Raw genomic sequence first — 21,001 nt, 5'->3', positions numbered from 1 at the left:
CGGCGTGCGGGCTGGCGGGCTCGGCCGACCTGCCGGGCACGGTGCTGCCGCACATCCTGCGCAGCGTCACGCTGCTCGGCATCGATTCGGTGGCGGCGCCGCAGGACCGGCGCGCCGTCGCCTGGGCGCGGCTGGCGCGCGACCTGGACAAGGCCGCGCTGAAGGCGATGTACGAGGTGCAGCCGTTCGAAGCGCTGCCGGAGCTGGCGGAAAAGATCCTCGCCGGGCAGATCCGCGGGCGCGTGGTGCTCAGCCTCGGCGGCTAGGCCCCTTTTCCGCGGGCTGGCGACGACGGGCGCCGCGTGCCTCAACCAGCACGCTTCGCCCGGCGCTCCAGGGCTTCGCGGTACTGCTCCCGCGTATAGCCGACCAGATCGTTGAGCGCGCGCTCTCCCGCATCGGCGTCACGGCGGGCCACGGCGGACAGGATGCGCTCGTGGAAACCGATGATCGATTGGCGGTCGCGGACCCGATAGATGATCATGTTGCTGACCGGCTGCAGCGCCTCCACGAGGGCGTGCATCAGGAAGCGGAGGATCGGATTGCCGCTCGCATCGACGAGCGCGCGGTGGAAGCGGACGTCGGACGCGCAGAACTCCTCGTCCGTCAGAAGCGTGTCGCGCTGGGTTGTGAGCTCGCGCTGCATGACCTCGAGTTGCTCGTCCGTGCGGTGCACCGTCGCCAGCCGGCAGCACACGCCTTCCAGCTCCAGGCGTGCCGTGGCCATGTCGTCAAGGCTGAACTCGCCGACCGCGACCATGAGCGTCGTCGCGTTGGCGAGCGACTGAGCGGCCTCGTCCGGCGCCGGGCTCGCGACAAAGTTCCCGCCGGTCGGCCCGCGCCGAGAGCGGATCAGATGCTGGGCCGCCAGCCGCTTCAGCGCTTCGCGCACGGTCGGCCGCGAGACCTTGAAGCGATGGGCCAGCTCCTCCTCGGTGGGAAGGCGCGAGTCCACCTGGAGCCGGCCATCGATAATGGCCGCGCGAATGCTCTCGGCGATTTGCTTCGCAGCGCTGACCGTTACAACGTTTCCGAACTCAACCGTCATTCCCACACGCGCTCCGCGTTCCGCGTTTCATGTCCACCGCACCTTAGCACAAAACACAGGCAGGGAGCCCGCGTAAAGTCATCTGTTTATTTGTTTTACAAAAAGCCGATCGGGCGCGGCGGGCAAGGGCGCATCCACAAACCCGCACAGCGGACCCGGCTGTCCGGCGGCGATCATCGACGAGGCGGCATGGCCATGCCACGCGCTGCGTCAGCCCGAGCCAAAACGATAGAGCAAGGCATTGCCAACTGCATCGATACAGCTTATCGTCGGCACAAAGCTGGCGCTAAGGTCCAGCGCTCTGCGCATTCAGCCCGCACAAGACGGGTGGTGGCGTCAGAAGGAGGAAACGATGACACTGTATCGTAGCAGGGCATTCCTGCTCGATCACATCCGCCACATCCTGGCGTTCTACGACGACCACGCCTTCGATCCGGCCGGCGGCTTCTTCCAGTGCCTGATGCGGGACGGACGGGTGTTCGACCCGGCGACGCGCTCGCTGGTCGGCTCTTCCCGCGTCGTCTTCAACTACGCGCTGGCCTGGCGCCAGTTCGGCGAGGAGCGGCACCACCGTTCCATGCTGCACGCGCTCGCCGACCTGCGGCAGCGCCATTTCGACCCGAAGACGGGGCGATACGCCTGGCGTGTCGTCGGCGACCATATAGCCGACGCGAGCGACATCTGCTACGGCCTCGCCTTCGTGCTGCTCGCCTACGCGCAGGCCCATCGTGCCGGCGTCGAGGAGGCGCGGTCCTGGATCTATGAGACGCGCGATCTGCTGGAACGCCGCTTCTGGCTGCCGGCCGACGGCCTCTACGCGAGCGAGGCCGACGCCGACGGCGTCGTCAGCGGCTATCGCGGCCAGAACGACAACATGCACGCCTGCGAGGCGATGATCGCCGCGTACGAGGCGACGGGCGATGCCTGGTTCCTCGAACGCGCCGCCGGCATCGCGCGGGCGATGACGGTCAGCCTCGCGGAGGCGACCGGCGGCGCCGTCTGGGAGCACTTCCACGCCGACTGGAGCCCCGACCTCGAGTACGGCCGTGGCGACACCTCGAACCACATCCGGCCCTGGGGCGTGCAGACCGGCCACCAGACGGAATGGGCGAAGCTGTTGCTGATCCTGGATCGTCACGCGCCGGAGCCGTGGCGCCTGCCGCGGGCGCGGGCGCTCTTCGACCGGGCGATGGCGCTTGGGTGGGATGCCGAGCATGGCGGCCTGATCTACGGCTACGATCTTTCCGGGACGCCGTGCGACCGCGACAAGTATTTCTGGGTCCAGGCCGAGTCGATCGCGGCTGCCGCGCTGCTGGCTTCGGCGTCCGGCGACGAACGCTACTGGGAACACTACGATCGCCTGTGGTCCTACGCGGACAAGTATTTCGTCGATCACGCCTACGGTGCCTGGTACAGGATCCTGACGCCGGACAACAAGCGCTATGACGACAGGAAATCATACAGCAACAAGATGGACTATCACACGATGGGCGCCTGCTACGAAGTCCTGAACGTCGTGTGACGAGGTTGCGGTGCGGGCCGCCTGCAGGGGGCTCGCACAAACGAGGACTTCGCTAAGAGACAGCAATAAGGGGGGTAAGAGATCATGACCATCAAGTTGGCAGCATCGGCAGCCGCCTTCGCGATCGCCACGGTGATCGCCGTCGCCACGCCCGTCCGGGCGCAGACGTACACGTTGAACGTCAGCACTTCGCAGGTCGCCGACGACCCGATGTTCAAGGGTCTGCTGGAGTTCAAGAAGAACGTCGAGGCCCGGTCGGGCGGCAAGATCGCCGTGAAGGCGTTCCCGGCCTCGCAGCTCGGTTCCGACGAGGACATCATCGAGCAGATCCGTGCCGGCTCCGGCGTGGCCCTCGTCACCGACGGCGCCCGCATGGAGCCCTACGTCAAGGAATTCGGCATCCTCACCGCGCCCTACATCGTCGACAGCTTCGCCGACATGCGCAAGTTCTCGATGTCGCCGCTGTTCGCCGAGTGGAACAAGAAGCTGCACGCGACGGCCGGCTTCGAGGTCCTGTCGTTCAACTGGTACCAGGGCGAGCGCAATCTGGTCACCAACAAGCCGGTCAAGACGCCCGCCGACATGGCCGGCGTCCGCATGCGCACGCCCGGCGCGCCGATGTGGATCGAGACCGGCCGCGCGCTCGGCGCCACGCCGACGCCGCTCCCCTGGTCGGAGGCCTATTCGGCGCTCTCGATGAAGGCCATCGACGCCGTCGAGGTGCAGCATCCCTCCCTCTGGGGGTCGCGCCTCTATGAGGTGACCAAATACGTCACCAAGACGCGGCACATCCAGCTCGTCACCGGCCTGATCTGCTCGGCGGCCTGGTTCGACAAGCTGCCGGCCGATCTGCAGAAGATCGTTTCCGAGGAAGCGGTGAAGGCGGGCGACTACGCCTCCAAGCTGACCATCGACTCGCTCGACCAGATCGAGAAGGACCTCAAGGGCAAGGGGATGACGATCACCGAGGTCGACCTGAAGCCGTTCAAGGACGCCTCGCAGGCCGTCTACGACAAGTTCGGCTACAACGACCTGCGCAAGAAGGTCGCCGAGACCATCGCCCAGTAACGCTGGCGGGCGCCGCTCCATCGGCCCGGTCGCGCCGGGGCAGGCGGAGCGGCGCCCTCCGCGCCGTTCCACTTGGCTCCTGGGGATTCCCATGCGCAAAGCGCTCTATGCGATCGAAGAAACTCTTGCCATGGTGCTGTTCGCGGGAACGGTGCTGCTGGTGTTCGTCGGTGCGGTCGGCCGCACCGCCGGCGTGCCGCAGATCTGGTCCGTCGACCTGGCGCAGGCGCTGTTCGCCTGGTCCTGCGTGTTCGGCGCCGACATCGCGCTCAAGAACCGCGGCCACATCGTCATCGACATTCTCGTGCGCACGATTCCGGCGGCCGGACAGACGGTGCTGTCCCATCTCTGGCAGATCGTGATCGCGATCTTCCTCGGAATCCTCGTCTACCTCGGCGTGAAGCTGACGCTGGTCAACACGCAGCGCGTGATCGGCGACCTCGGCATCAGCTACGCCTGGGTCACCGCCTCGATACCGGTCGGCGCGGCGCTCATGCTCGTGACGACGCTGATCCGGATCGGCGACCTCATCCGCGGCCTTGAGCCCACCACCATCCAGGGCCACGACGGAGAAGCGCTGTGACCGGTATCCTGACCCTTCTCTTCCTTGGACTGATGTTCCTGGGCATGCCGGTCGCCTTCGCCATCGGCGTCGCCTTCATGATGTTCTATCTGTTTGGCCCGGCGCCGGCGATGATCTCGGTGCAGAAGATCGTCGGCGCGACGCAGTCCTTCCCGCTGCTGGCGGTCCCGCTGTTCATCCTCGCCGGCCACCTGATGAACCATTCCGGCATCACCGAACGGCTTATCAGGCTGTCGACGGTGCTGACCGGGTGGATCAGCGGTGGCCTCGCCCACGTGGCGATCATGCTGTCGGCGCTGATGGGGGGCGTGTCCGGCTCGGCGGTCGCCGACGCCGCCATGGAAGCCCGCGTGCTCGGGCCGTCCATGCTGAAGTCGGGTCTGTCCAAGGGCTATGCCTGCGCGGCGATGTCGGTCGGCTCGCTGATCACGGCGACCATCCCGCCGAGCGTCGGCCTGATCATCTACGGCTATCTCGGCAACGTCTCCATCGGGCGCCTCTTCGCGGGCGGCATCGTGCCGGGCGTGCTGATGACGGTGGCGCTGATGGGAACGGCCTACGTCATCGCCCGCCGCCGCAACTATAAGCCGGAACTCGACGCGGTCCCCTCACCCGGCGAGATCGGCCGGGCGGCGTGGGACTGCAAGTGGGCGCTGATCTTCCCGGTCTTCCTCATCGTCGGCATCCGCTACGGCGTGTTCACGCCGTCGGAGGCGGGAGCCTTCGCGATCGCCTACGCCATCGCCATCGGCGTCCTCGTCTATCGCGAGCTGTCCTTCGCCAAGCTCGTCGATGCGCTGCGGCACAGCGCGCAGGACATCGGCATGATCATGCTGATCATCATGCTGTCGTCGATGATCGGCTTCGTGATCACGCTGGAGGCGGTGCCGCAGACGGCGGCCGAGTTCCTCACCGGCCTGACCAGCGACAAGCACGTGCTGATGCTGCTCCTGGTCACGTTCATCCTGTTCCTCGGCTGCCTCCTGGAGAGCACGGTGATCGTGCTGCTGCTGACGCCCATCCTGGTGCCGGTGGTGCAGGCGGCGGGTATCGACCTCGTGCATTTCGGGCTCGTCATGATGACGGCCACCACGCTAGGTTCGATGACGCCGCCGGTCGGTGTGGCGATGTTCGCGGTGTGCGGCATCATGAAATGTCCGATGAACGTCTACACCCGCGAGGCGATCCCGTTCCTCGGCGCGGTGGTGGGCCTGATCGTCGTCATGATCTTCCTGCCCGACCTCGTTCTCGCCGTTCCCAACTGGGTGTTCGGGCCCGGTTGAGGCGCGGCCTCGGACCCTCGGGGCATGGTCGTGCCTTGAGCCTTGAAGGATGGCCGGATCTCGACCTGGGTAACGGGGCGCGGATCCGGCCTTTTGCTCGAAAGGGATCTCCTCGTGCGGGGAGCAACCATCCAGGACGTCGCCCGGCGCGCCGGTGTTTCGCCGACAAGTGTCTCCAACTATCTCAACGGCCGCGTCGGCGAGATGGGCGAGTCGACGCGGTCTCGCATCGCCGAGGCGATCAGCGCCCTCGGTTACGTGCCGAGCGCCGCCGCGCGCCAATTGAAGACCGGCCGGTCCCCGATCCTCGGCCTTCTTCTGCCGACGGTGGCCAATCCGTTCTATGGCGAGCTGGCGGTCGCCATCGACGCGGCGGCGCAGGCGGTCGGGCTTCGCGTCATCCTTTGCAACACCCAGCGCAATCCGGCCCGCGAGGCCGATTTCATCGCCCAGCTGGTGGCCGACGGCGTCAAGGGCATCCTGGCCGCTTCGGCGGTCAGCGACACGCAGATGCTCAGCCGCCATGTCGAGCGCGGCGTCGCCTTCGTGCTGCTCGAGGTTCCCGGCCGCAATCCCGGTGTGGCCCATGTCGACAGCGTGGCGACCGACAACATCCAGGCCGCCGCGCTCGCTGTCGACCATCTGGTCGCCAACGGCTACCGCGACATCGTCTATGCGACGGCGACGCCGTTGACGCCGCACCGCGCCGAGCGCATCGAAGGCTTCCACGGGGCGATGCGCCGCCACGGCCTCGGCGAGGGGCGGGTCGTCACCGACGAATTCCTGCCGGCATCGCCGGCGGCGAGTGGTGACGCCCGCCTCGCCGATTACGGCCGCGCGCTCGCCAAGGAGATCGCTCGCATGGAGCCGCGCCCCGACGCCGTGGTGGCCATGAACGACGCCATCGGCTTCGGCCTGCTCGCTGGCCTGCACGATCTCCAGTTGCACGTGCCGAACGACATTGCGGTGATCAGCATCGACGGCACGCTGCTGTCGCGGTTCTCGTCGCCTCAACTGACGGCGATCCGCCAGCCCATCGAGGATATCGCCGCTGCCGCCATCGAGTGCATCCGTGGCCGCTGGGCGGACCGGCGCCGGAGCGGGCGGGCGGTGATCCTGTCGCCGGTGCTCGCGCCCGGCGCCTCGGTACGGGAGTTGGCCCGCCGGGACGCGACCGCGTCATCGGATCTGCGGTAGGCCGCCGTCGCTGACCTCGGCGGTGTCCCCTCATTCCAGCCAGATGGGAAGGATGGACGCGGCGAGGAGGAGACCGAGCGCGGCGTTGACCGCGCGCCATTGCCGATCCGTCCGCAGAAGCCGCACCAGCAGCAGGCCGCCGACGCACCACAGCACCATGGACGCGATGGCGGACAGCCCCAGCACCGCTGCCAGCAGCAGCGCCAGGTGCAAGGGGCTGGCGGTGAGCGCCGCGAAGGACGCCGCCGCTCCCAACGCGGTCGCCCACCCCTTGGGGTTCAGCCAGAGCAGGAGGACGCCGGTCCAGAAGCCGGTCGGAAGGGCGGCGCCGCCGGGGCCCGTGCCGGGCGCTCCGCCGGCGCCGATCTTCCAGGCCAGCCAGAGCAGGTACGCGGATCCCGCGATCTTCAGCGCCAGGTGAAGGGCCGGTTTCGCCAGCAGGAGCACCGCAAGCCCGCCCCCCGCGGCGGCGGCGAGCGACGCGAGGCCGGCGGCGATCCCGGCGAGCAGGGGAAGGCTGCGTCGAAGGCCGAAGCGGACGCCCGATGCGGTGGCGAGCGTCGTGGCCCCGCCGGGCGTCATCGTCGTGACCAGAGCGAAGACGATGAGCGAGACGAACGTTTCGGGCATGTTTCCTTTGCCTCTTACGCGCCGGTGTCGGCGGCGAGCTTCAGCGCGGCGCCGGCGAACAGGTCCGGGCGCTCCATGGGCGCGCAATGGCCGCACTCGAAACGGGTCGTCCACAAGGGGGTGGTCCAGGCCGTGAGCCTGTCCGCCATGGTGCCGAAGATCGGGTCGGACCATGCGGACCGGGCTAGTGCATAGGGCGCCGCCAATTCCGGAAGGCGCAGGAAGGTGCCATTTCCCGGGTCGCGGTCGTCCATGGCGTGGGCGATGTTCTCCGTGATTTCCCACTCGATTTCCGGTGCGCAGAGCAGCCGCGCCTCCCCGTTCACCTCCTCGAAGCCCGTTTCGACGTACGCCTGGAGCAGGTCGCTTCGCCAAGCCGCGAACAGCGGCCGAGTGGCGTACTGCTCCAGCGCGGCGCCCTTGCTCGGAAAGGTGCCGCGCCGCCGCGCGACACGCTCGAGCCGGTCGGCGATGGACGCGGGGAACGGGTCGCAAGCGGCCCGCGCCCCGGCGTTGGCGATGGTCGGCTCGTGCAGGAAGAGCCCGGCGAACAGGTCGGGTTGCCGCAAGGAGGCCAGCAGAAGGTCGGTGGCCCCGGCGCTGTGCCCCACCCCGAGGCAGCGCCGCAGCCCCAGCGAACGGCACAGGGCCGGCACGTCGGCGGTGAAATCGTCGATGGACAGGCGACCCGCCGGCTTGTCGCTCGTCCCATGGCCGCGCCGGTCGTAGGCGAACACGTCGCGGCTGGCCCGGAGCCGTTCGGCCACCCCGTTCCACGTCGCCGCCGTAAACCCCGTGCCGTGCGACAGCAGCGCCGGCGTTCCATGGCCGCGGCCCGGCCAGTGCCGCACGCGCAGGAGCACGCCGTCGGCGTCCACCATCCACGTAACGCTGCCGTTGGCGGCGATTCGTCCGTCGGCGAAGCGGACGGCCGTTCGCGGGGTCCCCGCCGGAGCGCGCATCGCCTACGCTTCCTCCAGGCCGCGCATGCCCATGACGGTGGCCAGGATGGTCATCCGCACGCCGAGCGTCCGCATGAAGGTCCGGAGCGCGAAGCTGGCGCGCACGCGCGGATCGAAACTCGGATCGGCCGGAACGAACATGTTCCCTTCCCCCTTGGTTGCCCGCCAAGCAAAGCGGACGCGGGTGGGGGCGGCAAGTTCACATTCCTCATCCTCGGGTGAACGGCATTCATCCTTGGCGCGTGGCACACGCGTGCCGGCGGCGGGGGGACACCGATGCCGTGGCTGCGCATGCGTTCCAGCGCGCCATGCACATAATGCTTAGCGACCAAACAATCTGCCTAATTGACAGCGCCCGCGCACTCTGCGCTCAATCTGTCTGGACGCGCTCATACCGCGGTCTGACCACGCAGGGAGCACAGACGTGCAGGATACTCCGCTCTTCAAGAAGGTTTTGGGTTCCGTCGCCGCCGCCAACATCGGTTCGGCCATCGGCGCGGCGGTGGAATGGGTCAGCGTCCCCGGCGGCGGCTGGAAGGCCGTCGAGGAGCATTTCGGCTGGGTCGAGGACCTGCTCCCCTGGGTGCAGAAGGAGCGTGAGGTCCGCTACTGGAACAACAGCCCGCCGCTGCTCTACCGGCACATGGACATGGCGCCCGGCATGACCGAGGACGGGGCGGAGATCCGCTACCTGCTGGCGCTGGCGATGATCGAGAAGGGCGGGCGCATCACGGTGGACGATCTGGCCGCCATGTGGCGCCGCGAGATCAAGCGCGAGCACATCGGCCGTCTCGTCAACCCGCACATCGTCATCCACTTCGACCGGCTGAGCGCCGGCGACGAGAACACCCGCATCAACCCGCGCCTGATCGGCGGTATGACGCCGTGGCCCGGGCTGGTCGACGCCGCCCACATGATCGGCCCGGTCGGCATCATCAACGCCGGCAATCCCCGCCAGGCGGCGCAGGACACCGAGGAGATCTGCCTGCTGATGCAGCCGGCCGGCAGCGGCGGCGTCGAGGGGTCCAAGGTGATCGCCGCCGCCACCGCCGAGGCGTTCCGCCCCGGCGCCACCGTGGATTCGGTGATCGAGGCGGCGCGGGCCAACGTCTCGCTGCACACCCGCCAGATCCTCGATCAGGCGCTGGAGATCGCCGACCGCCATCCGGACATCCGCGCCATCCGCGAGCCGATCCGGCAGCACTTCATGCCCACCTATCCCTACGCCGACGCGGTGGAGACCGCCGCCGAGGTGCTGGCGCTGTTCCGTATCACCCAGGGCGACGTGCGCCAGGGCATGATCGGCGCCACCAACCTGGGCCGCGACACCGACTGCATCGGCGGCATGCTCGGCTCCATCTGCGGCGCCTTCAAGGGCATCGACGGTGTGCCGGTGGAGTGGGTGGACACGGTGCAGCGCGCCATCGACTCAAACGCCTACACCATGCAGAAGCTCTCCATGCGCGACACCGCCGAGGGCCTGACCCGCGCCCTGCTCGCCAGCGCCGCCGACCTGCGACGGCAGGTGGAGGAGCTGGACTCCCTGTCCGCCGCCGCGCCCGGCACGGCGCGCGCAGCCGAGTAAGCCGACCAACGAACGCAATCAATCCCTGGGGAGGGAACCAGCATGACCACGTCCATCGACCGCCTGCGCCGTCACCTTCTGGGCGCGGCCTTCGGCCTGCTCGCCGCCGGCTTCGCCGCCGCGCCGGCCGCCGCCCAGACCACCATCCGCATTCCGCACTGCTGCGCCGCCGGCAGCCACTTCGACGTCGGCGCCAAGCGCTTCGCCGAGCTGCTGGCCGAGAAGACCGGCGGCAAGCTGAAGGGCGAGGTCTTCCCGGGCGGCCAGCTCGGCCAGGAGACCGAGGTCATCCAGAACGTCCAGATGGGCAGCATCGAGGCGACGCTGATCGGCCACGACCCGCTGGCCCAGTTCGCCCCCGAGACCACGCTGCTCAGCCAGCCCTACCTGTTCCGCGACCACGAGCAGGCGCTCGCGCTGCTCCAGGGCGACCTTGGCAAGGCCTTCGGCGAGGGGCTGCGCAAGAAGGGGCTGCGGGTGCTGGCCTGGGGCGACAACGGCGCGCGCGTCTACACCAACAGCAAGCACGCCATCGACAAGCCGGCCGACCTCAAGGGCCTGAAGATCCGCAGCCCGCAGAGCCCGGTCAACCTGGCGGTCACCGGCGCTTTCGGCGGCATTCCCGTCGCCATGCCCTACGGCGAGGTCTACACGGCCCTGCAGCAGGGCACCATCGACGGGCAGGAGAACGCGGTCATCAACATCTACCCGGCGCGCCTCTACGAGGTGCAGAAGCACATGACGATGACCAACCACCTGCTGTCGTTCACGGTGCTGGTCATGAACGACCGCCTGTTCGCGTCGCTGCCGGCCGACCAGCAGAAGGCGGTGCAGGAGGCCGCCTCGGAAGCCATCGCGCACCAGAGCCGGTTCGCCGCGCAGCAGGCCGAGGAACTGACCAAGAAGATGGAGGCCCAGGGCGTGAAGGTGTCCCGCCCCGATTTGGCCCCCTTCCGCGAGGCGGCGCTGCCGATCCACCAGCAGTACATCGGCAAGAGCTTCTCCAAGGACCTCTACGAGATGGTGCGGAACGCCAAATGACGCCGTTGGACGGTCAGGGGAATGCACGCATGCTATCCAGTCTCCATCGCGCCCTCGCGGGCGCCGTCGAAGCGGTGACGTGGGGAGTGACGGGGGCCCTGGTGGCCCTCGTCTCCGCCAACGTCTTCGCGCGCTACGTCCTCGAGATCGGCATCCTCTGGGCCGAGGAGGTGAGCCGGCTGCTCTTCGTGTGGGTGGTGTTCCTCGGCTCCTACGTGGCGCTGCGCCGCAAGGCGCACATGGCCATCGACATCGTCGTCGATCGCCTGGCCCCGGCGGCGCGCGACCGTCTTGCGCTCGCGTCGCGGCTGGTGGTGCTGATGTTCCTGATCGTCATCGCCTGGGCGGGCGGGCGCCTCGTCCTCGCCACGCTCGAGTTCGGGCGCGTCACGCCGATCCTCGGCATCTCGGCGGCGTGGGCCTACCTCAGCGTGCCCACCGCCGCGGTGCTGATGGCCATCGAGACGCTGGCCGGCATCGCCGCGGCGTGGCCCTTCCGCGCGCACGGCGCCATCCGGCCGGCGGCCGGCATGCACGAGGTCGGACCATGAGCGCGGCTCTCCTCGTCGGCCTCATGGGCCTGTTCCTCGCCGGCGGCGTGCAGATCGCCTTCGCCCTCGGCCTGGCGGCTCTGTTCTACCTCCTGCTCTTCCTGCCGCACCTGTCGCTCGACGTCATCCCGCAGCAGATGTTCGCGGCGGCGGATTCCTTCGCGCTCACCGCCATTCCGTTCTTCGTGCTGGTCGGCGAGGCGATGAACGCCGGCGGCATCTCGCGCCGGCTGGTGGACTTCGCCCGCGCCCTGGTCGGCCGCTTTCCGGGCGGCATGGGCATCGTCGAGCTGTTCGCCAGCATCATCTTCGCCAGCTTCTCCGGGTCGGCGGTGGCGAACGCCGCCGGCACCGGTGCCATCACCATCCCCGGCATGATCCGCAGCGGCTATCCGCGGGGGACGGCGGCGGCCGTGGAGTCCTCGTCCAGCAGCCTCGGCGCCATCATCCCGCCCAGCATCCCGATGATCGTCTACGGCAGCATCGCCGGCGTGTCGGTGGGCGGGCTGTTCGTCGCCGGGTACGTGCCGGGCTTCCTGCTCGGCCTCGGTCTGGCGTTGGTGATCGGCTGGACCGCGCACCGCCGCGGCTTCCCGCTCGACGAACCGGCGCCGTTGCGCGAGATCTGGCGCTCGGCGCGCGAGGCGGTGCCCGCGCTGATCGCGCCGGTCATCATCATGGGCGGCATCCTCGGCGGCATCATGACACCGACCGAGGCCGGGGCGGTGGGGGCGCTCTACTCGCTGCTGATCGCCATGTTCCTCTACCGCGAGATCCGCTTCTCCGACCTGCCGCGCATCTTCCTCAACACCGCCGTGGTGACCGGCGTGGTGATGCTGGTCATGACGGTGGCGGCGGTGTTCAGCTGGATCCTCGCCTTCGAGCGGGTGCCGACCCGCGCCGCCGAGTTCTTCCTGAGCGGGGTGTCCAGCCAGCAGCTGCTGATGATCGGGGTCGTGCTGTTCCTGATCGTGGTGGGGTGCTTCATCGACACGATCTCGGCCCTGATCATCCTGACGCCGGTGCTCGCCCCGATGGCGGCGGCGGCGGCCATCGACCCGCTGTTCTTCGGCGTCATCGTCTCGGTCGCCCTGACACTCGGCGCCTGCACGCCACCCGTCGGGGTGGTACTCTTCGTCACCGCGAGCATCGCCAAGACGACGGTCGAGGACGTGTCGCGGGCCATGGTGCCGTTCCTGGTGGTCCTCTTCGGCGGAACGCTGGCCCTGGCCCTGCTGCCCGACGTCGTGCTTTGGCTGCCGCGGCTGGTGGGGTACTGACCGATGCACGGGCTAACGGACGGGAAAAACATGGTGCACAAAGGGCGCATCACCACGGAGGCGTCGATCGTCGCGCCCAGCGAGGCGCAGGTCTTCGAGGAGATCTTCCAATTCTTCAAGCACCAGCTCGCCAGCGGCGAGCTGAAGCCCACCGACCGCCTGCTGTCGGAACGCGAGCTGTCGCAGCGCCTGGGCGTCAGCCGCGCCAGCCTGCGCGAAGCGATGCGCGCCATGGCGCTGCTGGGGGTGATCGAGATCCGGCCGGGGCAGGGGACCTTCGTCCGCTCCCCCGACCTGCGCATCCTGCAGGATTTCTTCGGCGTGGTGCTGGCGATGCAGCCGACCGTCTACGACCACGTGCTGGAGGCCCGCATCGCCATCGAGTGCCACGCCGTCCGGCTGGCCTGCCTGCGCTCCGAGGCCGAGGATGTGCGGCGGCTCCAGGCGGCACTCCAGCGCGTCCTCGACACCGTGGACGATCTGGAGAGCGGTGCCGAAGCGGACTTCAAGTTCCACGAGGCCATCCTGCGCGCCAGCCACAACGAGGTGCTGGTGTTCATCCACGAGGCCATCGGCACGCTTCTGCGCCGCAGCCACGTCGAGCGCCGCGCCGCGGTGATCGGCCAGGGCGACTACATCGCCAAGCTGAGCCAGGCGCACCGGCGCATCGTCGAGGCCATCGTCGCCCGCGATCCCGACCGCGCCGAGGCGGAGATGCGCGAGCATTTCCTGCTCGCCCAGGAACAGACCGTCCGACAGGTGCTGGGCGGCGCACCCGCACCCGCCGCCGGCCAATAGCCACCCTCAAGACGGAGACCGTCTCCCATGTCATCGCCCGCCCCCACGCGCATCGTCATCGGTTCCGACCACGCCGGCTTTCCCCTCAAGGGCCGGGTGATAGCCCTTCTGGAGAAGCTGGGCTGCACGGTGATCGACGTCGGCAGCTACGACGAGCGCCCCGTCGACTTTCCGGACATCACCGGCAACGTCTGCCGCCATGTGGTGGATGGCCGTGCCGACCGCGGGATGCTGGTTTGCGGCACCGGCGTCGGCGCCTCCATCGCCGCCAACAAGGTCGCCGGCATCCGGGCCGCGGTCTGCCACGACGTGCATTCGGCCCACCAGAGCGTCGAGCACGACGACGTCAACGTCATGTGCATCGGCGCCCAGATCGTCGGCCCCTGGCTGGCGGAGGATCTGGTCAACGCGTTCATCGCCGCGCGCTTCGACGCCACAGAGGACCACGTGCGGCGCGTCGCCAAGCTGCACGACATGGACAAAGCCCGCGCGGCCGGCGCCTGAGGGGTGCCCTCATGATCGTCGTCTTCGGCTCCCTCAACATCGACCTCGTCATGGCCGTTCCGGCGCTGCCGAGGCCCGGCGAGACGGTGCTGTGCCCCTCCTACCGGGCCCTGCCCGGCGGGAAGGGCAACAACCAGGCCGTCGCCGCGGCGCGGGCCGGCGGGACGGTGCGGATGTTCGGCCGCGTCGGCGCGGATGGCTTCGGAACGGCGTTGCGGGACAACCTCGTGGCCAACGGCATTGCGGACGGCGACCTCCGCACCGCCGAGGCACCGACGGGCTGTGCCGCGATCACCGTCGATCCGCACGGCGAAAACGCCATCGCGGTCGCCAGCGGTGCCAACCTCGAGGTCCGCGCCACCGATGTGCCGGACGCGGCGCTGATCCCCGGCGGATTCCTGGTGGCGCAGATGGAGGTGCCGGACGAGGAGAACTGGGCGGTGCTGCGGCGGGCGAAGGCCGCCGGCATGCGCACGGTGCTCAACCTCGCACCCGCCCCCGCACCGACGCCGGCGTTGACGGCGGCGCTGCGCGACACCGTCGACATCCTCGTGGTCAACGAACTGGAGGCGGCGGCCCTCGCGGGCGGACCGAACGAGGGCAGCGCATCGGCGGACGCCGCCGCGCTGTGCTGCCGCCTGGCGGAATCGCTGCGCGTCGTCTGCGTCGTCACCCTTGGCGGCCGGGGAGTGCTGGCCTGCGACGGGGAACGGGTCTGGTCGGTGGGCGCGTTGCCGGTCACGGTGGTCGACACGACCGGCGCCGGCGACACCTTCACGGGTGCGCTGGTCGCCGCGCTCGACGCCGGCGAGCCGCTGCCTCTGGCCTTGTCCTGGGCCTCCACCGCTGCAGCCCTGGCGTGCTGCGGTCACGGTGCCCAGGACAGCATGCCGCATGCCCCTCAGATCCGTGCATCCCGGGCGAAGATGCCGCCGGTCGGCGAGCTGCCCGTGGAACTGGTGCGTCACGAATAAGGTGGCGAGATCGTTCCGGGGGGCCGGAGCTGCCGTCCACCGTATCCGACGAAACAGCACTCCGATCCAATTGAGCCACCGGGTCCCGGTCACGCGACCCGAACCGCTCAGCGAAGCGCCGTCTCCAGCGCAGCCATGAAGAGACGAACCTTGGGTGGCACGAAGCGGGAAGAGGGGTACACCGCCCAGATCGCCAGAGGTTCGGGCTCGCCATCGGCGAGGGTGAACCGGACGAGTTGGCCGTCGTCCACCGCCTCGTGCACATCCCAGTCCGACAGGATGGCGATGCCGAGGCCGGCGAGGCACATCTCGCGCAACCCCTCGATGGAGTTGGCGGAGAAGCGGGCCCGGACCTGGACGCGGTTGGTGTGGCCGCCTCCGGCGAACGACCAGTGCATGGTGCCGGAAAAGGCCAGGCACTGGTGCCGGATGAGATCCGCGACGACGCCGGGCGTGCCGTGCTCGTCCAGGTAGGCGGGCGTGGCGTACAGGGCGCGCGGGTTGGTGGACAGTCGCCGCGCGATCAGGGTGCTGTCCTTCAGAGGCGCGATGCGGATGGCGAGGTCGATGCCCTGGGCGACGATATCGACCAGCGCGTCGGTGAGCAGCAGGTCAACGCACACCTGCGGGTTCGCCTTCATGAAGTCCGCGATCACCGGCGCCACCACCTTCCGCCCGAACGCCGCCGATGCGGTGAGCCGCAGCAGCCCCGAGGCGCCGGCGGCCGACGGGCGGACGCTGGCAAGCGCCGCCGCCTCGTTCTCCAGGATTGCCTGCGCGTAGGGCAGGAAAGCCTCCCCCTCGGGCGTCAGCGCGAGCGAGCGCGTGCTCCGCTGCATCAGCCGGGCGCCGATCTCCGCCTCCAGCGCCGCCAGCCGCCGCGTCGCCGTGAGCGGCGACAGGCCGAGGCGGCGGGCGGCGGCGGCGAGGCTGCCGGCGTTGGCGGCTTCGACCAGGACGGTGAGGCTGGCGATGTCCATTGCTTCAGATTTTGAAGTGCAGGCTGCTTATTTTGCCCGACTCATGGGATTTGCGAAAGCCGATTAAGGCCGGCCGCAGAGATGGACGCCGGCCCCCCTCGTGTTCCGCCCCAAAGAGAACGCCGTGAGGGATCGGCCATGACCCATCGCGCCACGTCGCGTAAGGCGGTGAGTGCTTCATATTTTGAAGCACAGGCTTATCAATCTACTCGTCTGATGCACGTGGTGAAATAGAGCTAGAGTTCGGCCACAGGGGATGGGGGCGGGTTCCCGCCATCCCGACCCACCGGCGGGAGCGGCCGGCACCCGGTCTCCGGGCTTGGCCGGCGGCCCCCCGAACCAAGGACACCGAATCATGAGCATCACCTCCACGACGCCCGCGCAGGCACCGGAGGCGGCCGAACTCGGCCGTGGACTGACCTTCGCCATGGCCGCCGCGGCCGGCCTGGCGGTTGCCAACATCTACTACAACCAACCCATGCTGGGCCTGATCGAGCACGATCTGCCCGGCGCGTTGACCGGCATGATCCCCACCGCCACGCAGCTGGGCTACGCCGCGGGCCTTGTGCTGCTGGTGCCGCTCGGCGACGTGGTCGAGCGGCGCCGGCTGATCGTCGTGCAGTTCGTGCTGCTGGCTGCGGCGCTGGTGACGACCGCGCTGGCGCACGGCGTCGGTCAGGTCCTTGCCGCGTCGGTGCTGCTCGGGGGCGCCGCGACGGTGGCGCAGCAGATTGTTCCGTTCGCCGCCCACCTCGCGCCGCCGGCACGGCGTGGGGCCGTCGTGGGCACGGTGATGGCGGGTCTGCTCGCCGGCATCCTGCTCAGCCGCACTTTGGCCGGCCTTGTGGCGACCTACGCCGGGTGGCGCGCGATGTTCTGGCTTGGTGCGCCGCTGGCGCTCGCCGCCGGCGCGCTGATGGCCGTCAGTCTGCCGCACAGCCGCCCAAATGCCGGCGTCCGCTATCCGGCGCTCATGCGCTCGCTTGGACATCTCTGGGGTGAATTCCCCGAGTTGCGCTTGGCGGCCGTTACCCAGGGCCTGTTGTTCGCCGCCTTCACGGTCTTCTGGACCATTCTTGCGCTGCACTTGGCGGAGCCGCGCTTCGGCCTCGGCGCGGATGCGGCCGGCCTGTTCGGCGTCGTCGGAACGGTCGGCATCCTCGCCGCGCCGATCGCCGGCCGGATCGCCGACCGGAGCGGCCCGCGCCGGGTGATCGCGCTGGGTGCGGCGCTGACGCTGGCGTCCTGGTTGGTGTTCGGCCTGTGGACCTCGATCGCCGGCTTGGTCGTCGGCGTGATTCTGCTCGACTTCGCGGTGCAGGCGGCGCTCGTCGCCAACCAGCACATCGTCTACGCACTGCGCCCGGAGGCCCGTGCCCGGCTCAACACGATCTTCATGGGCACCATGTTCCTCGGCGGCGCGCTCGGTTCGAGCGCGGCCAGCGTGACCTGGAACGTCGGCGGCGGGAGCGGCGTATCGGCTCTCGGCGTGCTGCTGGCCGTTGCCGCCTTCGCGCTGCAGTCGGCCGACCGGCGCCATGCTCGATAAAGGCGCGATGCCCTTGGGGCGCGGCAAATCCGTAGCTTTCCGCGCTCCAGGAGAGGCCGCCCCGCCCCGGGCCATCCGGTGCGAGGCAAGCAAAGGGCCGCAGGATCACGAACTGCCGATTGGCGCGTGGCAAGCCGGGATGGACCCGCACCAGCGGAGTGTTTGCGCACGGTGCTTGAACCGCCCCGCCTCGTTTCGCTCACCCCAGTCAGTCAAACAGGAACTGGGAAGCATCGAGGCCGCGGAGTTCGGCCCCGACGAGCAGTATGTCGTGACTCGCTCCCGCATCGTCGTGCCACTGGATCAGGACACCGTCGGCGGTCTGCCTGAGGCTCTCCTGAACGTCGGCGAAGCTGCGCAGGGAGGATTGGCTGAAGCGGAGGCGATCACCCTCGCCGGCGTCGAAATCCTCGATCCGGTCGTGCCCGCTGCGGATTCCCGAGAAGACGAAGACATCCGCACCGGCGGCGCCCCTCAGCACATCGTCGCCGGTGTGGCCGGCAAGCTCGTCGTCGCCGGCTCCGCCGTCCAGGACGTCGGCTCCGGTGCCGCCTCTCAGGGTGTCCGCGCCGGCGCCGCCGGACAGCGTGTCTTCGCCATCGAGGCCGACCAGCAGATTGGCACCGGCATCGCCGCTGATCCGATCGCCGAAGGCCGAGCCCAGGACGTTCTCGATCGCAGTCAGTTGATCGCCCTCGGCGTCGCCCCCACGCTGGACGTCCCGGGAGAGATCGACGTCGATGGCGGCCGAGCCGGTGAAGTCCGCGGTGTCCACCCCGCCGTCCCCGTCGATCCGGTCGGCACCGGCGCCCCCCCGGATGCTGTTGGCACGGGCGTCGCCGCGCAGGGCATCGTCGTGGTCGGAGCCCGTCAGGTCCTCGATGCCGGACAGGACGTCGCCTTCGGCGTCGCCGCCGGCCTGGCTGCCGGCGCGGCCGAGATCGACATCCACCGCGGCGGCCGAGTAAGCATAGCTCGCGCGGTCGTGCAGGCCGTCACCCCCTTCGATGCTGTCGGCCCCGGCGGCGCCGCGCAGCATGTTGTCTCCGGCATCGCCGATCAGCCGGTCGGAGAAGCGCGACCCGGTCAGATCCTCGACTCCGGTGAGGCGGTCGCCGGTGGCGCTGCCGCCGTCCTGCACACCGTCCAGCCGCAGGTCGACGGTGACCCCCTCCGCAGACGACAGGTAAACGGCCATGTCGCGGCCGCCGCCGCCGTCCAGCCGGTCGGCTCCGGCGCCGCCCCACAACTGATCGTTGCCTTCGCCGCCCGACAAGCTGTCGTCGCCCGCTCCCCCCAGCAGCGTGTCGTCGCCGTCGCCCCCGCCGACGCTGTCGTTGCCCTGGCGGGCATCGACGAAGTCCCGTCCACCATCGGCGTCCAGGACGTCGCTGCCGCCGCCGCCGAGGATCCGGTCGTTGCCGGTGGCGGCACCGGCGCGGCTGAGGTGCACCTCCTCGAAACCGCTGAAACGGGCGCCGCGCCAGCTGTCCATGCCGCGGAAGTCGAACTGGACGTCGCCGGCGTCGGCGACGGTGACGGAGAGGCGGTCGCGGCCGGCGCCGCCGGTGGCGATGTCGGCGCCCTGGATCACCACGAGGTCGTCCCCCGCGCCACCGTCGAGGGTGTCGTCGCCCTCGCCGCCGTCGAGGGTGTCGTTGCCGCCGCGCCCGTCGAGGCGGTCGGCGCCGGCGCGGCCGGCCAGGACATCGTCGCCCGCGCCGCCGAGGAGCGTGTCGTCGCCGACGGCGTAATTGCCCGAGAGCGAGACGTGCTCGAAGTTGCTGAACCGCACCCCCGGCAGGCCGGTGCCCTCCAGCGCATCGACGCGAACGCCCACCCCGCCGCGGACGCTGTAGACGAACCGGTCGTTGCCGGCACCGCCGTCGGCCACGCCGGTGCCGTACATGGTGACGATGTCGTCGCCATCGCCGCCGTCCAGGACATCCGCGTCCATGCCGCCGTTGAGTTCGTCGTTGCCGGCGCCGCCTCGCAGCGTGTCGGAGCCGAAGCCACCGTCAAGCCGGTCGTCGCCCTCGCCGCCGTCGAGGAGGTCGTTGCCGTAGCCCGCATTGAGGACATCGTTGCCGGCGCCGCCGCCGAGGGTATCGTTGCCATACCCCGCGTCGAGTTGGTCATCACCGGCATCGCCGGCCAGGCGGTCGTCGTCGTAGCCACCAATGAGCACATCGTTGCCGCCGCCGCCGGCCAGGCTGTCGTTGCCGTAGCTGCCGTCCAGCCGATCGTCGCCATCCCCGCCGATCAGCGTATCCCTGCCGGAACCGGTGCGCAGGCCGAGGCTTTCGAAGTTCCGGACCTCGACCTGCACCGAGTTCGCACCGCCGGCGAAATCGAACAGGACGTCCGTGTTCCACAGCGTGAGTTCCAGGCGATCCTGTCCGGCCCCACCGTCGAGGGTCGCGCGGTCTCCGCCGTAGACGAGGTCGTTGCCCGCCCCGGCGTCGATCCGGTCACCGCTGCCGCCGTAGATCGTGTCGTTGCCGTCCCCGCCGGAGACGGTGTCGCTGTCGTCGCCGGGCATGATCCGGTCGTCGCCGCCACCCGCCTGGATCAGGTCTCTGCCCCGGCCGGTGTAGATCGTGTCGCCGCTGACCGTCCAAGGGTCGCCGATGAGGTTCCCGTCACCGCCGACAACCGTGTCGTCGCCGCTGCCGGTCTGGATCTGGACGCGCTCGAAGCCGAGGGCCGTGGCGCCGGTGGAGACGATGCCGGTCGCGAGGTCGACCCGGATCGGCGCCGGGGAGCCGTCGAGGTAGAGTTGCAGGAGATCGATCCCGGCACCGCCGTCGAGATGGTCGTCGATGCCGTCGCTGCCCACGGTGTCGTTGCCGTCCCCGCCGCTGAGCGTGTCGCGGCCGCCGTCGCTCCACAGGGCGTTGTCTCCGGCATCGCCGGTCAACTGGTCGTCGAAGCGCGATCCGGACAGGTTTTCGATGCCGACCAGAACGTCCCCGGTCGCCTCGCCTCCGCTTTGGGGGCCCGCTTGCGAGAGATCGACCGTGACGCCTGCGGCGGCGTCGCGGTAGACGGCGGTGTCGCGCCCCGGCCCCCCATCCAGATGGTCGGCGCCGAGATCTCCGGTCAGCTGATCGTCGCCGTCCAGACCGAGAATGACGTCGTCATGGACCGTCCCAAGCAGGATGTCGCCGTATGCCGTCCCGCGCAACTCCATTGCAGGCTCCCATTTATTCTGAGATCGGCAGTGTATCGGCTGATCGGCGGTGCGTTCAATGCCATCCACAAATTGTCACTACTGAAAATTACAATGCTTGTTCGCGTGAATTCTGTTTTAACATACCGCTCATTAATACGCGTGCCTTAGGTTTTCTGATGTTTCTTCTTTTGAACGAATTTCTAAGTGCGGATATTCGACGTGGCCGCTTCGAATGACCTGCGGTCGTGCCCGAGGTGGCCCGTTACCGGGC

General features: G+C 69.2%; 19 protein-coding genes and 1 pseudogene. 14 read left to right on the top strand and 6 right to left on the bottom strand.

The features are described from left to right. Positions 1-266, top strand: a pseudogene (locus ACRWK7_RS18950) (oxidoreductase); the annotation flags it as partial. A gap of 41 nt (positions 267-307) precedes the next feature. Here the strand turns inward: ACRWK7_RS18950 and ACRWK7_RS18945 are convergent. Further along, positions 308-1,048 carry a FadR/GntR family transcriptional regulator gene (locus ACRWK7_RS18945; RefSeq protein ID WP_431857845.1) on the bottom strand — a complete coding sequence of 247 codons (741 nt, stop codon included), beginning with the start codon at positions 1,046-1,048 and terminating at the stop codon, positions 308-310. A 352-nt stretch (positions 1,049-1,400) separates the two neighbouring features. On the opposite strand from ACRWK7_RS18945, the gene ACRWK7_RS18940 reads away from it, so the two are divergent. The 5 genes from ACRWK7_RS18940 to ACRWK7_RS18920 all read left to right on the top strand — a co-directional run bounded on the left by ACRWK7_RS18940 (position 1,401) and on the right by ACRWK7_RS18920 (position 6,701). After that, positions 1,401-2,570, top strand: coding sequence for an AGE family epimerase/isomerase (locus ACRWK7_RS18940; protein WP_431857844.1), 1,170 nt, complete (start codon positions 1,401-1,403; stop codon positions 2,568-2,570). Positions 2,571-2,654: 84 nt separating this feature from the next. After that, positions 2,655-3,638 (top strand): C4-dicarboxylate TRAP transporter substrate-binding protein, encoded by a 984-nt coding sequence (locus ACRWK7_RS18935; RefSeq protein ID WP_431857843.1) that lies wholly within the window; start codon positions 2,655-2,657, stop codon positions 3,636-3,638. Between the two features lie 91 nt (positions 3,639-3,729). Further along, positions 3,730-4,221, top strand: a complete 492-nt coding sequence (locus tag ACRWK7_RS18930) for a TRAP transporter small permease (protein WP_431857842.1) — start codon at positions 3,730-3,732, stop codon at positions 4,219-4,221. After that, on the top strand, positions 4,218-5,504 hold the full coding sequence (locus ACRWK7_RS18925; RefSeq protein ID WP_431857841.1) for a TRAP transporter large permease: 1,287 nt from the start codon (positions 4,218-4,220) through the stop codon (positions 5,502-5,504). The genes ACRWK7_RS18930 and ACRWK7_RS18925 overlap by 4 nt, the downstream gene beginning before the upstream one ends. 93 nt (positions 5,505-5,597) lie before the next feature. After that, on the top strand, positions 5,598-6,701 hold the full coding sequence (locus tag ACRWK7_RS18920) for a LacI family DNA-binding transcriptional regulator (RefSeq protein WP_431857840.1): 1,104 nt from the start codon (positions 5,598-5,600) through the stop codon (positions 6,699-6,701). 30 nt (positions 6,702-6,731) lie between these two features. On the opposite strand, the gene ACRWK7_RS18915 is transcribed toward ACRWK7_RS18920, so the two are convergent. Genes ACRWK7_RS18915 through ACRWK7_RS18905 form a run of 3 tightly spaced genes read right to left on the bottom strand, consistent with a single transcriptional unit; the run spans position 6,732 to position 8,434 of the window. After that, complete coding sequence (locus tag ACRWK7_RS18915) at positions 6,732-7,331, bottom strand: LysE family translocator (RefSeq protein WP_431857839.1); 600 nt, start codon at positions 7,329-7,331, stop codon at positions 6,732-6,734. 14 nt (positions 7,332-7,345) lie between these two features. Beyond that, complete coding sequence (locus ACRWK7_RS18910; protein ID WP_431857838.1) at positions 7,346-8,293, bottom strand: alpha/beta fold hydrolase; 948 nt, start codon at positions 8,291-8,293, stop codon at positions 7,346-7,348. A gap of 3 nt (positions 8,294-8,296) precedes the next feature. Beyond that, positions 8,297-8,434 (bottom strand): hypothetical protein, encoded by a 138-nt coding sequence (locus ACRWK7_RS18905; protein WP_431857837.1) that lies wholly within the window; start codon positions 8,432-8,434, stop codon positions 8,297-8,299. A gap of 283 nt (positions 8,435-8,717) precedes the next feature. Between ACRWK7_RS18905 and ACRWK7_RS18900 the strand changes: the two genes are divergently transcribed. Genes ACRWK7_RS18900 through ACRWK7_RS18870 form a run of 7 tightly spaced genes read left to right on the top strand, consistent with a single transcriptional unit; the run spans position 8,718 to position 15,026 of the window. Then, positions 8,718-9,878: an ADP-ribosylglycohydrolase family protein gene (locus tag ACRWK7_RS18900; protein ID WP_431857836.1), complete on the top strand. Its 1,161-nt coding sequence runs from the start codon at positions 8,718-8,720 to the stop codon at positions 9,876-9,878. 42 nt (positions 9,879-9,920) lie between these two features. Next, complete coding sequence (locus ACRWK7_RS18895) at positions 9,921-10,919, top strand: TRAP transporter substrate-binding protein (protein WP_431857835.1); 999 nt, start codon at positions 9,921-9,923, stop codon at positions 10,917-10,919. A gap of 29 nt (positions 10,920-10,948) precedes the next feature. Next, positions 10,949-11,470 (top strand): TRAP transporter small permease, encoded by a 522-nt coding sequence (locus tag ACRWK7_RS18890; RefSeq protein WP_431857834.1) that lies wholly within the window; start codon positions 10,949-10,951, stop codon positions 11,468-11,470. After that, the gene (locus ACRWK7_RS18885) at positions 11,467-12,750 is read left to right on the top strand and encodes a TRAP transporter large permease (RefSeq protein ID WP_431857833.1); all 1,284 of its coding nucleotides are present in this window, start codon (positions 11,467-11,469) and stop codon (positions 12,748-12,750) included. The genes ACRWK7_RS18890 and ACRWK7_RS18885 overlap by 4 nt, the downstream gene beginning before the upstream one ends. 30 nt (positions 12,751-12,780) lie before the next feature. Next, positions 12,781-13,548: a FadR/GntR family transcriptional regulator gene (locus ACRWK7_RS18880; protein ID WP_431857832.1), complete on the top strand. Its 768-nt coding sequence runs from the start codon at positions 12,781-12,783 to the stop codon at positions 13,546-13,548. A 27-nt stretch (positions 13,549-13,575) separates the two neighbouring features. Then, the gene (rpiB, locus tag ACRWK7_RS18875; RefSeq protein WP_431857831.1) at positions 13,576-14,052 is read left to right on the top strand and encodes a ribose 5-phosphate isomerase B; all 477 of its coding nucleotides are present in this window, start codon (positions 13,576-13,578) and stop codon (positions 14,050-14,052) included. An 11-nt stretch (positions 14,053-14,063) separates the two neighbouring features. Then, entirely contained in the window at positions 14,064-15,026 is a 963-nt protein-coding gene (locus ACRWK7_RS18870) for a ribokinase (protein ID WP_431857830.1), read from the top strand. 107 nt (positions 15,027-15,133) lie between these two features. Here ACRWK7_RS18870 and ACRWK7_RS18865 read toward each other — a convergent pair whose 3' ends face one another. Next, positions 15,134-16,006, bottom strand: coding sequence for a LysR substrate-binding domain-containing protein (locus ACRWK7_RS18865; protein WP_431857829.1), 873 nt, complete (start codon positions 16,004-16,006; stop codon positions 15,134-15,136). 355 nt (positions 16,007-16,361) lie between these two features. Between ACRWK7_RS18865 and ACRWK7_RS18860 the strand changes: the two genes are divergently transcribed. Next, complete coding sequence (locus ACRWK7_RS18860) at positions 16,362-17,555, top strand: MFS transporter (RefSeq protein WP_431857828.1); 1,194 nt, start codon at positions 16,362-16,364, stop codon at positions 17,553-17,555. Positions 17,556-17,763: 208 nt separating this feature from the next. On the opposite strand, the gene ACRWK7_RS18855 is transcribed toward ACRWK7_RS18860, so the two are convergent. After that, complete coding sequence (locus ACRWK7_RS18855) at positions 17,764-20,748, bottom strand: hypothetical protein (RefSeq protein ID WP_431857827.1); 2,985 nt, start codon at positions 20,746-20,748, stop codon at positions 17,764-17,766. Positions 20,749-21,001: the final 253 nt, after the last annotated feature.

It is taken from the genome of Azospirillum sp. (assembly GCF_050789165.1).
This window is presented reverse-complemented; position numbering and strand designations above follow the sequence as displayed.

Coding starts and splice junctions, on each gene's coding strand:
- ACRWK7_RS18945 (WP_431857845.1), bottom strand. CDS start 1,048: ATGACGGTTGAGTTCGGAAACGTTGTAACGGTCAGCGCTGCGAAGCAA.
- ACRWK7_RS18940 (WP_431857844.1), top strand. CDS start 1,401: ATGACACTGTATCGTAGCAGGGCATTCCTGCTCGATCACATCCGCCAC.
- ACRWK7_RS18935 (WP_431857843.1), top strand. CDS start 2,655: ATGACCATCAAGTTGGCAGCATCGGCAGCCGCCTTCGCGATCGCCACG.
- ACRWK7_RS18930 (WP_431857842.1), top strand. CDS start 3,730: ATGCGCAAAGCGCTCTATGCGATCGAAGAAACTCTTGCCATGGTGCTG.
- ACRWK7_RS18915 (WP_431857839.1), bottom strand. CDS start 7,331: ATGCCCGAAACGTTCGTCTCGCTCATCGTCTTCGCTCTGGTCACGACG.
- ACRWK7_RS18910 (WP_431857838.1), bottom strand. CDS start 8,293: ATGCGCGCTCCGGCGGGGACCCCGCGAACGGCCGTCCGCTTCGCCGAC.
- ACRWK7_RS18905 (WP_431857837.1), bottom strand. CDS start 8,434: ATGTTCGTTCCGGCCGATCCGAGTTTCGATCCGCGCGTGCGCGCCAGC.
- ACRWK7_RS18895 (WP_431857835.1), top strand. CDS start 9,921: ATGACCACGTCCATCGACCGCCTGCGCCGTCACCTTCTGGGCGCGGCC.
- ACRWK7_RS18890 (WP_431857834.1), top strand. CDS start 10,949: ATGCTATCCAGTCTCCATCGCGCCCTCGCGGGCGCCGTCGAAGCGGTG.
- ACRWK7_RS18885 (WP_431857833.1), top strand. CDS start 11,467: ATGAGCGCGGCTCTCCTCGTCGGCCTCATGGGCCTGTTCCTCGCCGGC.
- ACRWK7_RS18880 (WP_431857832.1), top strand. CDS start 12,781: ATGGTGCACAAAGGGCGCATCACCACGGAGGCGTCGATCGTCGCGCCC.
- rpiB (WP_431857831.1), top strand. CDS start 13,576: ATGTCATCGCCCGCCCCCACGCGCATCGTCATCGGTTCCGACCACGCC.
- ACRWK7_RS18870 (WP_431857830.1), top strand. CDS start 14,064: ATGATCGTCGTCTTCGGCTCCCTCAACATCGACCTCGTCATGGCCGTT.
- ACRWK7_RS18865 (WP_431857829.1), bottom strand. CDS start 16,006: ATGGACATCGCCAGCCTCACCGTCCTGGTCGAAGCCGCCAACGCCGGC.
- ACRWK7_RS18860 (WP_431857828.1), top strand. CDS start 16,362: ATGAGCATCACCTCCACGACGCCCGCGCAGGCACCGGAGGCGGCCGAA.
- ACRWK7_RS18855 (WP_431857827.1), bottom strand. CDS start 20,748: ATGGAGTTGCGCGGGACGGCATACGGCGACATCCTGCTTGGGACGGTC.